The sequence below is a fragment of the Streptomyces diastatochromogenes genome (assembly GCF_002242805.1).
GTDB lineage: Bacteria > Actinomycetota > Actinomycetes > Streptomycetales > Streptomycetaceae > Streptomyces > Streptomyces diastatochromogenes.
Map to the genome: position 1 here is coordinate 106,049 of NZ_MCGQ01000022.1, position 14,314 is coordinate 120,362.

At 69.9% G+C, this 14,314-nt stretch carries 11 protein-coding genes and 2 pseudogenes; 4 read left to right on the forward strand and 9 right to left on the reverse strand.

The genetic code is table 11. The features are described 5' to 3' along the window. Positions 1-83 precede the first annotated feature (83 nt). From BEK98_RS25605 to BEK98_RS25620, 4 genes are read right to left on the reverse strand one after another with little or no spacing between them, the layout of a single operon-like run. Complete coding sequence (locus BEK98_RS25605) at positions 84-2,102, reverse strand: acetoacetate--CoA ligase (protein WP_094219014.1); 2,019 nt, start codon at positions 2,100-2,102, stop codon at positions 84-86. Further along, positions 2,099-3,748: a bifunctional 3-(3-hydroxy-phenyl)propionate/3-hydroxycinnamic acid hydroxylase MhpA gene (mhpA, locus tag BEK98_RS25610; protein WP_094219015.1), complete on the reverse strand. Its 1,650-nt coding sequence runs from the start codon at positions 3,746-3,748 to the stop codon at positions 2,099-2,101. The genes BEK98_RS25605 and mhpA overlap by 4 nt, the downstream gene beginning before the upstream one ends. Beyond that, a complete protein-coding gene (locus tag BEK98_RS25615; RefSeq protein ID WP_094219016.1) occupies positions 3,745-4,683 on the reverse strand; it encodes a fumarylacetoacetate hydrolase family protein in 939 nt (312 codons plus the stop codon). Before BEK98_RS25615 ends, mhpA begins: the two co-directional genes overlap by 4 nt. Continuing rightward, positions 4,680-5,825 carry a VOC family protein gene (locus BEK98_RS25620; protein WP_094219017.1) on the reverse strand — a complete coding sequence of 382 codons (1,146 nt, stop codon included), beginning with the start codon at positions 5,823-5,825 and terminating at the stop codon, positions 4,680-4,682. Before BEK98_RS25620 ends, BEK98_RS25615 begins: the two co-directional genes overlap by 4 nt. Before the next feature lie 137 nt (positions 5,826-5,962). Here BEK98_RS25620 and BEK98_RS25625 point away from each other — a divergent pair, with 137 nt between their 5' ends. Together BEK98_RS25625 and BEK98_RS25630 are read left to right on the forward strand one after the other, a co-directional pair. After that, positions 5,963-6,598, forward strand: a complete 636-nt coding sequence (locus tag BEK98_RS25625) for a TetR/AcrR family transcriptional regulator (RefSeq protein ID WP_094219018.1) — start codon at positions 5,963-5,965, stop codon at positions 6,596-6,598. A 186-nt stretch (positions 6,599-6,784) separates the two neighbouring features. Then, positions 6,785-8,971, forward strand: a complete 2,187-nt coding sequence (locus BEK98_RS25630; RefSeq protein ID WP_094219019.1) for an ATP-binding SpoIIE family protein phosphatase — start codon at positions 6,785-6,787, stop codon at positions 8,969-8,971. Between the two features lie 55 nt (positions 8,972-9,026). On the opposite strand, the gene BEK98_RS25635 is transcribed toward BEK98_RS25630, so the two are convergent. The 4 genes from BEK98_RS25635 to BEK98_RS25650 all read right to left on the reverse strand — a co-directional run bounded on the left by BEK98_RS25635 (position 9,027) and on the right by BEK98_RS25650 (position 10,925). Then, a complete protein-coding gene (locus tag BEK98_RS25635; RefSeq protein WP_425276626.1) occupies positions 9,027-9,488 on the reverse strand; it encodes a GNAT family N-acetyltransferase in 462 nt (153 codons plus the stop codon). A 437-nt stretch (positions 9,489-9,925) separates the two neighbouring features. Continuing rightward, entirely contained in the window at positions 9,926-10,255 is a 330-nt protein-coding gene (locus BEK98_RS25640) for an NIPSNAP family protein (protein ID WP_094219020.1), read from the reverse strand. 68 nt (positions 10,256-10,323) lie between these two features. Next, on the reverse strand, positions 10,324-10,581 hold the full coding sequence (locus tag BEK98_RS51310; protein WP_425276627.1) for an SsgA family sporulation/cell division regulator: 258 nt from the start codon (positions 10,579-10,581) through the stop codon (positions 10,324-10,326). A gap of 89 nt (positions 10,582-10,670) precedes the next feature. Further along, on the reverse strand, positions 10,671-10,925 hold the full coding sequence (locus BEK98_RS25650; RefSeq protein WP_094219022.1) for a hypothetical protein: 255 nt from the start codon (positions 10,923-10,925) through the stop codon (positions 10,671-10,673). 260 nt (positions 10,926-11,185) lie between these two features. Between BEK98_RS25650 and BEK98_RS25655 the strand changes: the two are divergent. Next, positions 11,186-11,452, forward strand: a pseudogene (locus BEK98_RS25655) (cytochrome P450); the annotation flags it as partial. A gap of 21 nt (positions 11,453-11,473) precedes the next feature. Here BEK98_RS25655 and BEK98_RS51130 read toward each other — a convergent pair. Further along, positions 11,474-11,614: pseudogene (locus tag BEK98_RS51130) on the reverse strand (TetR/AcrR family transcriptional regulator); the annotation flags it as partial. A 190-nt stretch (positions 11,615-11,804) separates the two neighbouring features. On the opposite strand from BEK98_RS51130, the gene BEK98_RS25660 reads away from it, so the two are divergent. Beyond that, positions 11,805-14,267 (forward strand): SpoIIE family protein phosphatase, encoded by a 2,463-nt coding sequence (locus BEK98_RS25660; protein WP_094219023.1) that lies wholly within the window; start codon positions 11,805-11,807, stop codon positions 14,265-14,267. The last annotated feature ends 47 nt before the right edge of the window (positions 14,268-14,314 follow it).

The window sequence follows — 14,314 nt, forward strand, 5'->3', positions numbered from 1 at the left end:
ACCCCGTGGGGACGGGGTTTGCGGAGCCGGGCGGGGCACAAGGGCCCGGTGCTGTCACATGGGTCTGTGGTGCCCCGGCCGACTCATGTGTGGTGTGCTGACCGTTTGTTCCGCTCCGCGCCAAGGCGGGCGAAGTAGGCGATCAGGTCGGGGTTGTCGACCGCCGCGGGGTTCAGGACCTGCTCGGCGGGGGCACCCTGGAGCAGGCGCTTGACGGGAACCTCGAGCTTCTTGCCCGTCTTCGTGTGCGGGAGCGCCGGTACGGCGAGGATCTCGTCGGGGACGTGGCGGGGTGAGGCGCCGGCGCGGATCGCGTCGCGGATCCGGTCGCGCAGGGAATCGTCCAGGCCGATCCCGTCGGCGAGGACAACGAAGAGCGGCATCCAGTAGCCGCCGTCGGGTTCCTCCGCACCGATGACGAGGGCCTCGGTGATCTCGGGTAGGCGTTCGACGACATCGTGGATGTCGGCACTGCCCAGACGCACGCCGTTGCGGTTGAGCGTGGCGTCGGAGCGGCCGTGGACGATCACCGAGCCGTGCGAGGTGAGCGTGATCCAGTCGCCGTGCCGCCACACACCTGGGTAGGCGCCGAAGTAGGCGTCGCGGTAGCGGCTGCCGCCGGGGTCGTTCCAGAAGTACAGCGGCATGGACGGCATGGGGCGGGTGACGACCAGTTCGCCGACCCGGTCGAGGACGGGGGTGCCCGTCGCGTCGTAGGCAGCCAGCGCCACGCCCAGGCTGGGGGCGGACAGCTCCCCCGCCCAGACGGGGGTCGTGGAGGCGCTGCCGGCGAATCCGGAGACGATGTCCGTGCCGCCGCTGGTGGAGGCCAGCTGGACGCGTGCGCCCACGTGGTCACGGACCCAGGGGTAGGCGGAGGCGGGCAGGGCGGAGCCGGTGCAGCCGACGACGCGGATGGCCGACAGGTCGTGCGCAGAGGGTTCGATGCCCAGCTTGGCCATGGCCAGCAGGTACTGGGGGCTGGTGCCGAAGACGGTGACGCGGTGGCGGGACGCCAGCTCCCACAGGACGTCGGGGCGAGAGAGCGGGGCGGGGCTGCCGTCGTAGGTGCAGGTGGTGGCACCGGTCAGCAGGGTGGAGACCACCAGGTTCCACATCATCCAGTGGGTGGTGGTGTACCACAGCAGGCGGTCCCCGGTGCCCAGATCGGTGTGCAGGCCGAGCATCTTGAGGTGTTCGAGCAGGACCCCGCCGTGCCCGTGGACGATGCCCTTGGGAAGTCCGGTGGTGCCGGAGGAGAAGACGACCCACAGAGGGTGGTCGAACGGCACCGGGGCGATGGTGAGGTACTCGACGCGGGTGACCGCGTCCTCCCAGGGAACCGTCAGCCCCGAGTCCCCACCCTCGGGCCAGGCAAGGCCCACGTGGTCCACGAGCACAGTGGCCTTCAGCGTCGGCAGGGCGGCGGCGAGTTCGAGCGAGGCGGTCCGGCGGTCGTGTGTGGTGCCGTTGAAGAGGTAGCCGTCCGCGGTGATGAGCACCGCGGGTTCGAGCTGGGCGAAGCGGTCGGCGGCGGCCTTGGGTGCGTAGTCCTGGCCGCACACCGACCACACCGCTCCCAGGCTTGCGGTGGCGAGGAAGGCGATGACGGCGTGCGGGGTGTTGGGCAGGTATCCCACCACCCGGTCGCCCTGTCCGACGCCCAGATCGCGCAGGCTGGCAGCGACGGAGGCGACCCGGGCGCGCAGCTCCCGGCCCGTGATCTCATAGCCGGCTCCGGTCTCGTCCAGGGCAGTGATCGCGGGAGCGTCCGGCTGCAGGTTGCGCAGCGCGTGGTGGGCGTAGTTGAGGGTGGCGCCTGGGAACCAGCGGGCGCCGGGCATGGTCTCCTCGGCCAGCACCCGCTCGTACGGAGTCGTCGCGTCGATGCCGAAGTACTCCCACACCGCGGCCCAGAACCCTTCAAGGTCGGTGACGGACCACTGGTGCAGGGCTCGGTAGTCCGTGGGGTCCTGGATCCCTTCGGCGCCCCGGTGCCGGGCCGCCCATCGGGCGAAGTCCGCGATCCGGCTGTGGGCGACCGCATTCGGGTCGGGGGTGAAGAAGGGATCCGAATACGGCGCGAGGTGTGAGGTGGTCATGGCGCGGAGCTCCTCGGCGGGGGGACTGGCCGGGCATCGGCGGTACGGCGGGCCGTGTGCAGCAGGGGAGCCCAGGCAACGGTGTCCGTGAAGTCGCCGGTGCCGGCCGGGACGGTGTCCATCACGACGCGGTCGGGGCGCAGCAGGACGGCGTCCGCCCGGCCGCGTGCCAGCCAGGAGGCCAGGGTTCCCTCGTCGCCCAGGTCGTCGACGTGGATCGTGGATGCGCCCAGTGCCGTGGCTACGGCCGTCACCTGCGGGGTCGGAGGCACGGCGGTAAGAACGGCGAAGGAGTCCCCGAGGACGTCATCGAGGCGCACTCGTCTCCCGTCGCGCCGTACCCACGGCTGCGGGCAGAAGGTGCCGGCCAGCACGCGGCCGACCAGCCTGGTTCGGCGCCGTACGAGTGGACCGGCGGTCAGGGCGGGGCTGAGGTCACGGCTCACCGCCGCGGTCACGCCGGGGATGCGGCAGGCCGTGCCCACGACTGCCCGGCGGAATGCCGCACCGCGGTCCTGTCCGCCGGTCATGGCCCAGCCGACGGCGACCGCCACGCGGATCACATGGCGGGCGTGCGGCTTGCGCTCGCGTTCGTAGGTGTCCAATAGCTCCTCGTGTGCGCCCTGTTGGAGCACACGGGCGAGTTTCCAGGTGAGGTTCTGGGCGTCGCGCAAGCCCGCGCACAGCCCCTGCCCGACGAAGGGCGGGGTGAGGTGGGCGGCGTCGCCCAGCAGGAAGACGCGCCCTCTGCGCCACCGGTCGGCGAGGCGGGCCCGGAAGGTGTACTGCGCCTGCCGGATCACCTCGAAGTCGCCGCCCGTCGAGGCAGCGGAGGACGGCAGGTCCACCCAGGGGGCGACCAGCTCGCGCAGGCGTTCCAGTCCGTCCGGGCCGTCCAGGGGTTCGTCGGCGGCGAGCCGGAACTCCCACCGGTAGCGGTCCTCGCCGACGCGCATGAAAGTGGCGGGCCGGGTGGGGCAGCAAATCTGCTCGGCACCTTCCCAGGTGCGCACCGGGCGGCTGGTGCGCACGTCGATGACCCGCCAGCTCTCCTCGAAGTGCAGGTCCTCCCACACGGCGCCGATGGCGTCACGGGTGACGCTGCCCGCGCCGTCGCAGCCGAGGACGGCATCGGCCCACAAATGCTCCTCCTCGTCGTTGCCGTCGCGACGGAAGGTGACCCGGACCGGACCCGTCGGATCGTTCGGTCCGTCGGTGTTCTGCGCGGCGGACTGGATGACGGACCCGACCTCCACCCCGCTCCACAGCTCGCACTCCGGGCGGCGCGCCAGGGCGTCGCGCAGCAGGCGTTCCAGCTCGGGCTGGTCGAACATGCTGGTCTGCGGGAAGCCGTGGTGTCCGTGCAGGGACCGCGGGAACTCGGTGATCACGCGGCGCCGGGGGTCCAGCAGCCGCAGCCCGGGCGCCGGGCGGGCGAGGGCGGCGAACTCCTCGTGCACACCGACGCTCTGCAGGATCCGGCGGATCTCGTCGTCCACGACGACGGCGCGCGGCAGGGGGTAGATGTCCCGGTGGCGTTCGAGGAGCAAGCTGCGCACGCCGTGCCGGGCGAGCAGAAGGGCGGCCATGACCCCGACGGGTCCGGCACCGATGATCACCACCGGTCTCCGGGATGGGGCCTTCATGGCGCGTCCGTAACGGGGGTCCGCTGCTCGCCGAGGTCGATCCGCCCGTCCGAGGTGGCGATCGTGGCGGTGATGAGGTCACCGTTGCGCAGGTAACGGGGGTTCTTGGCCTGCCCCTTGAAGAACGCCTTCCACTTCAGTGCGGGCGGCAGCAGCGCACCGATCTTCTCGGCCGGCTTGGGCGGGGCCTTCAGTGCCGTGCCGCCGGGCGTGCCGGTCAGCAGCAGGTCGCCCGGGTCGAGGGTCTGGAAGCGGGCGAGCAGGGTGAGCGCCTGTGCGGGCCGCACGATCATGTCGGCCAGCGTGCGGTCCTGGCGCGGTACGCCGTTGACCGACAGCCGCAGCCGCAGGTTCAGCAGATGGGCGAAGTCCTCGGGCTCCAGCAGGGCCAGGTACGGCCCCGTAGGTGTGAAGGTCGGGTAGGACTTGCTCTCGTAGAACTGGGTCTTGGTCAGCTGGACGTCGCGGGCGCTGACGTCGTTGGTCAGGACGAGGCCGGCGACGTAGCGCGGCAGGTCCTGCTCCTCGACGACGGTGCCCACGGGCAGGGTCGCGCCCATGACGAGGCCGAGTTCCACCTCGTAGTCGAGGAACTTCACGTGCGCGGGGCAGATGATCGCGTCGTGCGGGCCGCTGACCGAGCCGGACGCCTTGCGGAAGAAGGTGGGCGGGATGTCGCCGGTGAAGCCCGAATCCTTGGCGTGGCTGCGGTAGTTGACCATCTGGGCGACCACCCGGCACGGGGTGGTGACCGGAGGCAGCGCCACCAGGTCGATGACGGGGGTGCCGCTCTCGGCGGAGGCGGCGGCTTCGCGGACCGCGTCCCGGTCGGCGAGCAGTTCGGCGGTGGTGATGGCCTTGGTGTCAACGCGGACGGCGCGCTCGTCCCGGACGACCCACCAGCCGTCGGGGGTACGCAGAACGTTGGTGCTCATGAGCTCATCGCTTTCATCAGGCCCAGCAGGCGTGCGGGGTCGAGTTCGTTGTCGTCGCGCAGGGCCGCCATGACCTCGCGCAGCTTGGCGGGGGACGGGTTGGCGCCCAGGAAGTCGCGGGTGACCGGCGGGCCCCACTGGGCCAGGCCACTCGCCGACATCGGTGCCCAGCCGGGCTCCAGATCGCAGGAGAACAGGTCGCCGTCGGCGAAGTGCTCCAGCATGAAGCGGTCGGGGTCGCGCCAGTAGTCGAACAGCTGGCTGCCCTGGATGTGCCGGCCGATGCCCCAGCTGCGCCGGTAGCCGCGCTCGGCCAGGTACTCCCCGCCGGCGGCGATCGCATCGAGGTCGGTGACCTGGTAGGCCGAGTGGACGTAGCCCGTTCCTGGCCCCAGGTGCAGGGCCAGCGTGTGGTGATCGACCGCCACGCTCCCCTGGTCGCACCGGACGAACGCCATCGTCGGCCCGCGCCCGCGCTGCCCGTCCAGGAACAGGAAGTCGGACACGATCATCCCGAGGGTGTCCAGGTACCAGTCCAGGGTGCGGGCGAACACCCGTGTCTCCAGCACCACATGACCCAGTCGCTGGATACGGGACGGCTCACGGGGCGGACGCTGGGTGGCGTTCGTACGACGGTGATCGGTACCGAAGTTGAGGATCAGCGGCTCCTGCTCGGGCAGCGCGGGCAGCTGCTCGGCGCAGTGCACGACCCGGACCGGCAGTCCCGAGGGATCGAGCAGGGCGACCGACTGGCCGCCGCCCGGTACGCCGATGTCCCGGACGGTGCTGCCGGTGGCGCCGGCCAGCCGGTCCAGGTCGGCCCGCTCGGCCGCGCGGAACGCAGGCCCGATGAACCGGGACGCACGCCCCCGCCGGATGACCATGCAGGGTGAGCCGGCAAAGGTGCCGCGCAGCCACAGTTCCCGCTCGGTGCGGGCGGCGATCGCGAATCCGAAGTCACGGGCGAACACCTCGGCCCGGTCCAGGTCCGGCTTCTCGAACTCGAGCCAGGCCAGATCCGCCACCTTGATCACGGGGTTCCGGGAACGTCCAGGATGCTCTCCGCGCAGGGCGCCCTGCTCACTGTGGAGGTCTTGGTGGGGCGTCTGGGGAGCGGCCCTGTTAGCGGGGGTGTGGGACATGGTGTCCTCCAAGCAACACTGCTGTAATGAGGAAATCATCAACATTGCCGATATCCATCGTCAATAGGGTGGACCCAAATAATTGATGATCTCATCAGTGATGGCAGACTCATCGCGACGGTTGTTACACTCGCGATATGCCGACGTCAGCCCCGCCCAGGAACCGCTTCGAGAGGCGCCGTGCCGAGACCCGTCAGGCGCTCGTCCGTGCGGCCCGCCAGATCCTCGCGGAGACCGGGGACACCAGCGCCAGCATCCAGGCCATCGCGGAGCGCGCGGACGTCGGTTTCGGCTCCTTCTACAACCACTTCGACTCCAAGACGGAGCTTTTCGACGCCGCGGTGACAGACGCCCTGGAGGAGTTCGGGCAGGTCATCGACGAGCGTGTACAAGGCATCGACGACCCGGCCGAACTCGTCGCCGCCGGCTTCCGGCTCACCGCCCGCATGGCCGACTCCCACCCCGAACTCATGCGGATCCTGCGTGACCGCGGTCTCGCCTACATCCACTCCGCCCGCGGACTCGCCCCGCGAGCCCTGCGAGACCTGGAGAACGGCATCGCCTCGGGCCGCTTCACCTGCCGCAACGCGACCACCGCTCTGTCCGCCATGGGCGGCACCCTGATGTCCCTCGTGGCGCTGCGACTGGCCCGCCCCGACCTCGACGGCGACGAGGTCGCCTCGGACCTGGCCGAGATGGTCCTGCGCATGCTCGGCGTCCCACCGGACGACGCCCACCAGGTGACCCGGCGGCCGCTGCCCGACGTCAGTTGACCGGAGCACCGGCCGCGCCAGGCGCCGTGGGCACCGGAAAGCCGTGGGTGTCACCCGTCCACCGGTGGCCGCGCGGACCCTTGCCCTCGACCAGCCCATGAGAGCGGGCTCCCCCCGGGACACCGCGCAGCCAGATGCGGCCATCTGAGGCTTCGCGATCCACCAGGACGGCGTAACGTCGTCAGCGTGGACTTCACCGCGGACAGTCTTCTGTCCCGTGCCGCACATGAACTCAGCCCGCGAGCGGACGAGCTGATCCACGACGTAGAGCAATACCTGCGGCGCGAGGTCCCCGAACTGTGGGACGAACCGGACATCGCACAGATGACGGGGGAGAACGTCGCCGAGCACGTCGTCGCCATACTTTTCGGCATCGAGCACGACATCGAGCCGAGGCGGATCGATCCGCCGGCCGCCGACGCACAGCGCGCGCGTCGGCTGGCTCAGCGCGGGAAGCCGGTCACAGCGATGCTGCGCGCCTTCCGGCTCGCGCAGGGCCTCGTCATCGACCGGCTGCTCGAAGAGCTGCCCCGGCTCACCAGCGATGCCGAGCCGATCAACGCGGCGACACGCAAGCTGATCGCGCTGGCGACCGAGTACATGGACCGCATATCGGAGACGGGCGTCCTGGCCTTCCAGGAGGAGCGGGATCGCCAGCTGCAGTGGCGGCTCTCGGTGGTGAACGAGGCGAGCGTACGCGTCGGAACGACCCTGGACATCGCCCGCACCGCCCAGGAGTTGGTGGACCTGGCCACCGAGCACTTCGCCGACGCCGGCACCGTCGACCTCCTCGACACGTCTCCCGGAGACGAGCCCCCGGCGAAGGGCACACTCGTGGTCCGCCGGGTCGCCCAGCAGTCGGTGATGGACGGTTACCCCAAGACGACCTCCGTGGAAGCAAACTACGGGGAGTCGTCGGTTCCGCCGCAGCAGATCCACAGGTATCCGGACGGATCACCGCCGGCTCGCGCCCTGGTCACCGGCAGGCCCTCACGGCACCAACTCGGCCCGTCCGCATCCATGCTGCTGGTCCCGCTGTGCGCCCGTGGCACCACGCTGGGTGTCGCTAAGTTCTTCCGTCACCACAAGCCCGACGCTTACGGGGACGAGGACCTGCTACTCGCCCAGGAGATCGCGGCCAGGGCGGCGGTGGCCATCGACAACGCCCGCAGATACACCCACGCGCGCGCGACCGCACTCACCCTCCAGCGCAGCCTGCTCCCGCGCAGTACACCCGCGCAGTCCGCCGTGGAGGTCGCCTGCCGCTACCTTCCTGCTGCCGCCCAGCTCGGCGTGGGCGGCGACTGGTACGACGTCATCCCGCTGTCCGGCGCCCGGGTCGCACTCGTGGTGGGCGACGTGGTCGGCCACGGCATCCACGCCGCCGCCACCATGGGCCGACTGCGGACCGCCGTGCGCACCCTCGCCGACATCGACCTGCCCCCCGACGAACTCCTCACCCACCTGGACGACGTCGTCATCCGCCTGTCCGCGGAAGTCTCCTCCGAAGTCTCTGCCGAACCGGACACCGAATCCGCGGGGGACATCGGAGCCACCTGCCTGTACGCCGTGTACGACCCCGTAGCCGGCTGCTGCACCCTCGCCCGTGCGGGCCACGTGCTGCCCGCCGTGGTAACCCGGGACGGAACCGTCAACATCCTCGAGCTGCCAGCCGGCCCGCCACTCGGCCTGGGCGGCCTGCCCTTCGAGACAGCGGAGATCGACCTGCCCGAGGGCAGCCTCCTCGCCCTGTACACCGACGGCCTGATCGAGGCCCTCGACCACGACATCGAGACGGGCCTCACCCGACTGTGCCACGCCCTCGCGCAGTCCTCCGCCTCCCTGGAGGCGACCTGCGACACCGTCCTCGAAGCGCTGCTGCCCGCAGACCGACCGCACGACGACGTGGCACTCCTCCTGGCCCGCACCCACGCCCTCGGGGACCGTCAGGTCGCCACCTGGGACGTGGCTGCCGACCCGGCCGAGGTCGCCCGTGCCCGAGCGAGCGTCTCCAAGCAGCTGACCACCTGGGGACTCGAGGAACTCGACTTCACCACCGAACTGGTCGTCAGCGAACTGGTCACCAACGCCATCCGCTACGGGCGACCTCCCATCCAGCTGCGTCTCATCCACGATCGCACCCTCATGTGCGAGGTCGCGGATGCCGGCAGCACGACTCCGCACCTGCGCCGGGCCCGTGTCTTCGACGAGGGCGGCCGAGGTCTGTTCCTCGTCGCCCAACTCGCCGAGCACTGGGGAACGCGCCATGCCCGACGCGGCAAGACGGTCTGGGCGGAGTGCGCCCTGGGCGCGCCGACGCTCTTCTCGGACGCGGCAGCGCTGGACGTGGAGGGTATTCCTGGGGTCGTATGAGCACCGTCTCGCCCGGCCCCCTGAGACGATCGCGACGCCCCGTACCGGCAGAACGTCATACTCGGCGGGCCGCGCCGACGCCCTCGAAGAGCGCTACGGCCGCGGCATTGAATTCGTCCACCTCGGCCCATGCCGATGCGGCCCCGGAGCGGTGCAGCGAACCCAGCGTGTGGGCCGGCAACGCCCGTGCGATGCCCCGGCGTTGCGCATCGGCCAGGACCGCGATCAGCCCGATCCTCGGCCTTCGGGTGACCGGCGCCACCCGGATCAGCCCCACGTACCGGCCGGACAGTTCCGCGACCGCGTACTTCGACGGGTCCACGATCGTGACCCCAGCAGGGCGGGGCAACACCTCGGCCGGCATCGTTTGCCGGCCGACCGTGGCCTCGACCTCGTCGCGAATCGCCCGGTCCAACACGCGCAGCAGGTCTTCCTTCGCCTCGCCGGCGGGCACGATCGTCACAGCCGACGGCAGTCGCACCGCGTCGAGCCCGGTGCCCCTCGGGTCGGTGGGCACGCCGTACCCCCACTCACGGCGTACTCCCGCTCACGGCTCCCTGTCGTGAAACCGCCAGGCTCCCAACCGGCCCGGGCCTCGCGGTCGGTCTCGTCGACCACCACGTACAGCGGCGTCGGCACGTCCGCCACCCATCGCAGCGGCGGGCCGGTCGAAGACAGCGCCCTGCCGCGCATCGATGCCAACCCATGGTCCGCGGACGCTCCCCGGCCCCGCATGCCCGCTCGCACTCCGGACGTCGGTCTCGCGCATGACTCGGCCGACCGAGCTGCGGACCCGGCTGCGGCCGAAGCCTGGCGCACGGTGTCGCCGGTACGCGTTCACTCGCCGGCCGACCGGACCTCCATGTCACTGGGCGTCCGCCGCCCGTACTGACGCGCACTCAACCGGACCTTCGGCAAGATGGTCGCCGCAGACATCGAGCGGCTCGGTACCCGTCACCGCAAGGGTGAGTCGGCGGTGGGCGTCAGCACGGACTCGGCGACGCCGACGATCTGGCTGATGTCGAAGCCCTCCATGTCCGCACTGAATTCGGGGCTGGACAGGTACGCCTCCAGCCGTTCCTGAACGTCGTCGACGTCCTGGTAGGAAACGAGGGCGCACAGCTGGGGCGCCTCACTCCCAGGAGCTGCAGCCACCGTCCAGACGCCGTGGGTGGCGATCCTGTGCTTGGCCATGCCTGGAATGTGCTTGGACCAGATGTTCTCGTAGGCGACGAGTGCCTCAGGGCTGCGCAGTGTGTAGACGCGAAGCTGGTACTGGGACATGAACTCTTTCCTTCTCTTCTGTGGCCGGGACAAAGATCACCATCCGCCCGGCGGCTGGGAGGCTTCCCTCAGCCTTTTGCAAACAGGTTCGCCAGTTCGAGGTCCCAGTCGATGTGTCCGGACTCGGTACCCCGTGGCACCAACGCCTCCGTGTTCTCCAGGAAGGTCCTGACGTCCTGCACGGGAACCTCGAGCAAGGCAGTGCCCGCGGGAGACCCGAGAGCGATGTACATCCCTTGGTCACCACGGCTGACGGCCGACCAGATCCGGATGTCCCCACAGCCCGCAGAACCCCTCAGGCCATCGGCCAGAAGATCACGCCCCAGTAGGTGCGCGAGATGACAAGCTGCACGGCCACCTCCTGCATGACGGTCTTCAAAGACTCCATCGACTTTCACTCCTGCCTGGGCGGCGGTCAGCGACCGCTGATCTCATCCTGGCCGTCGCGGTGCCAGCCATGGATCTCGTCCCAGGAGTAGCCCAGTTCCAGCAGATAGCCGACACCGTGGTCCCAGCGGTAGTCGCCGGCGTTGACGCTGCCGGCCGGGCGCTGGCCGTCAACGGACGCAGAAGTCGCGGCTGAAGCGGTGCCCCCGGCACCGAGAACGGAGACTCCCGCGACCGCCACGGAGAAAGCGGTGACGGCAACGCGCCTCGTGAGCTTGTTCATGGTCTTTCCTTCCCGATGGGTGCGATCTGCACCCATCGGCTGCATACAGGCGCTGTGCGACACCTGGCGTGGTCCGAGGAAGCTCTTCCATACAACGTATGGAAGTTCCCTTCCAGGATTACCATACGACGTATGGAACTGTCTAGGCGGCACAAAGGGCCCCGCATGGCCGGCAGCGGCACTGAGGAGATCAGCCACACCTGCGAGCAACTTGCCAGCGCGGACGAGCTGCCCGGGATTCCCGTTCGTCGACATCGACGTGGCCGGCGCCGGCCTCGGGCAACCGCGACCCCATGCGGTTCAGCGAACCCGATCGGTTCGACCCCACCCGCCCGGACAACCAGCACGTCGGCTTCGGCAGCGGCATCCACCTGTGCTTCGGCACGCCACTCGCCCGCAACCAAGCCGAGGCCGCGCTCGGTGCGCTGGTCCCCCACCTCGGCACGGCGCGCTTGGTCGAGGACCCGCCCCCCTACCGCCAGAACGCCATGCTTCGCGGACCTCGCCACCTGCCCATCCGACTCTGAGACCGAGGGGCGACGACAGCAGGCCAACAGGCTGCCGTTCAGCACGGCCAGGGCGATCACCAGGTCGACCACGGTGAACCGGCCTGCGTTCATGTCCTCCTCCTCGTCGCGCTTCGCCCGCGGAGCCAGTCCGTCGCCGGCGCATATCCGACCGAGCCGCATACCCAGCGAGGCGCTGGCAACTTGATCACTTCCGTGAGACTTGACTATATAGCGGTCATATCTGACTATTCCATCAGAAGTGGACAAAGTCGTCCAAGGTTGGCAGATGTCGTGCCGGTGCAGGGCTACAGGTCAGGCCGACGCACATGCCGACGCTGCCTCACACCCACGCACCGATGGGAAGAACCGGATGACGAACACCGACCACACACCACTCACCGAGCCGGTGAGCCCCCGAGAGATACCCGACGCGGCAATAGCGATGCTCGATGGGGAGGGGACCGTGGTGGGGTGGACGCACGCCGCTGAGCACCTTGTCGGGTACTCGGCCGGGGAAGTGGTGGGCCGGTCCGCCGCACATGTGCTGCCGCCCGCCGAACACGCCCCGAGGGCTTCGGCGTTCGCCGAGCAGTGCCGCGCCCAGGGTGGCTGGTCCGGCACCGTGACGGTCCGCCACCGCGACGGCCACACCATCAAAATGACGCTGCGGATCTCACTGCTGTGGGGGCAGGACGCCGCCACCCGGTGGCTGGTGTCCGTTACCGACATAGGCACCCTGTCCTCGGGGGCGTCCGACGGAGCTGTGCGGGAGTCGCTCCTGGCCCACTCACCGGTCGGCATCGCCGTCTATGACCCGCAGCTGCGCTGCACCTGGGTCAACGACGTCATGGAGCGCCACGACGGCACTCCTCGTGAGCGACGGTTCGGACGCCGCCTGCGGGACTCATTGCCCGCCGTCGAGGCCGAAGCGCTCGAGGTGGTGATGCGGCAGGTGCTGGAGAGTGGCACCACCATGGTCCACGAGTACCGGGCGTGGTCGTCGGCGGACCGGCGCCGGGAGCACGCGTTCTCGGCCTCGTTCTTCTGCCTCCAGGACGCGGACGGCACGGCACTGGCAGTGTGCTCCATGAGCGTGGACGTCACCGGCAACCGGCGGGCGCGCGAGCGCCTTGCCATCCTCAGCGAAGCCAGCACGCGCATCGGCAGCACCCTCGATTTCATGCGGACCGGGCAGGAACTGGCCGACCTTGCCGTGCCCCTGCTGGCCGACCACGCACTCGTCGACCTGGTGGAGTCGGTTCCATTCGGCGTAGATCCCTCGGGGGGGACCGGCAAGGCGAGCGGCCCCCCACCTGTGCTGCGCCGTGCCGGTGTGGCCTCCATCGACCGGGGTGTCCTCACATTGCCGTGGGTGCGCCAAGAGGTGATCCGCCCCTTCCCGGCCTCGTTGTTCGCCACCGCCCTGCGCACGGGCACGTCGTACCTGGAATCGGTGCTGGACACCTATTCAGGCCCCTGGGTCAGTCACGACCCGGTGCGGACGCAGAAGCTCCGTGACAGCGGCGTCCACTCTTTGATGGTCGTACCCATCCGTGCGCGCCGCTGTGTGCTGGGGCTGGCGGTGTTCGGCCGCTCCCAGGAGCCGGCGCCGTTCCAGGAGGACGACCTCCTCCTCGCCGAGGAGCTCGTCACCCGGGCCGCGCTCAGCCTGGACAACGCTCTCCAGTACGCTCGCCAACGCACCGCGGCACTGACGCTCCAACGTGACCTGCTCCCCCACCATGTGGGGGGCGGCGCCGCCGTCGATGTGGCCTCGCGCTATGTGCCGGCTGACATGGACCACGGCGTGGGGGGCGACTGGTTCGACGTGATCAGGCTGTCTGGCGCCCGGGTGGCCCTCGTCGTCGGAGATGTGGTCGGACACGGCATCAACGCCGCGGCGACGATGGGCCGATTGCGCACCGCCGTGCGCACGCTCGCGGACATGGAATTGCCTCCCCACGAACTGCTGAGCCACCTCGATGACACGGTCAGGCGGCTGAGCGAAGAAGATGCCGACGCTCCGGACCAGTTCCCCGCGGCGGTGGGCGCAACCTGTCTGTACGCCGTCTACGACCCGGTCACCCGGCGGTGCACGATGGCGCGGGCCGGGCATCCCCCGCCCGCGGTCATCGACCCGCAGGGCCATATCACTTTCCCCGACATGCCCGCCGGGGCCCCGCTCGGCCTCGGCCTCGGTCTCGTCCCATTCGAGTCCGTGGAACTGGAACTGCCCGAGGGAACTCTGCTCGCGCTCTACACCGACGGTCTGGTCGAGTCCCGCGACGACGACATCGACGTGGGCCTGGATCGCCTGGGCGCCGCCCTGGCAGAGACCGGTTCGTCCCTGGAAGACCTGTGCTCTCAGGTGATCGAGACCCTGCCGACTCAGGCGCCGGGCGACGATGTCACCTTGCTCCTGGCGCGGACTCACGGCCTCGAACCGGCCCAGGTCGCCTCCTGGGAACTGCCGAACGAACCGGCCGCCGCCCGCATCGCCCGGCAGGCAGCCGCCCGTCAGCTCAACGAATGGGGGCTTGAGCATCTGGTGACCACCATGGAGCTGGTCATCAGTGAACTGGTCACCAACGCCATCCGCTACAGCGGCGGGCCGATCCGCCTGCGGCTCATTCAGCACCAGGTCTTGACGTGCGAAGTCTCCGACAGCAACACCGGCCACCCACGCCCCCGTCATCCCCACACCATCGACGAGAACGGCCGCGGTCTTTTCCTCGTCGCTCAGCTGTCCCGCAGGTGGGGCTCACGCTCCGCAACGGACGGCAAAGTCGTCTGGGCCGAACAAGACCTGCCCTCGAAAGCCGTTGCGGTGTGACGCGCTGCCGACCGGCGGCCAATGGCCGCCACCACACGCCGATCTCT

Coding starts and splice junctions, on each gene's coding strand:
- BEK98_RS25660 (WP_094219023.1), top strand. CDS start 11,805: ATGACGAACACCGACCACACACCACTCACCGAGCCGGTGAGCCCCCGA.
- BEK98_RS25640 (WP_094219020.1), bottom strand. CDS start 10,255: ATGTCCCAGTACCAGCTTCGCGTCTACACACTGCGCAGCCCTGAGGCA.
- BEK98_RS25605 (WP_094219014.1), bottom strand. CDS start 2,102: ATGACCACCTCACACCTCGCGCCGTATTCGGATCCCTTCTTCACCCCC.
- BEK98_RS25620 (WP_094219017.1), bottom strand. CDS start 5,825: ATGTCCCACACCCCCGCTAACAGGGCCGCTCCCCAGACGCCCCACCAA.
- mhpA (WP_094219015.1), bottom strand. CDS start 3,748: ATGAAGGCCCCATCCCGGAGACCGGTGGTGATCATCGGTGCCGGACCC.
- BEK98_RS25615 (WP_094219016.1), bottom strand. CDS start 4,683: ATGAGCACCAACGTTCTGCGTACCCCCGACGGCTGGTGGGTCGTCCGG.
- BEK98_RS25625 (WP_094219018.1), top strand. CDS start 5,963: ATGCCGACGTCAGCCCCGCCCAGGAACCGCTTCGAGAGGCGCCGTGCC.
- BEK98_RS25650 (WP_094219022.1), bottom strand. CDS start 10,925: ATGAACAAGCTCACGAGGCGCGTTGCCGTCACCGCTTTCTCCGTGGCG.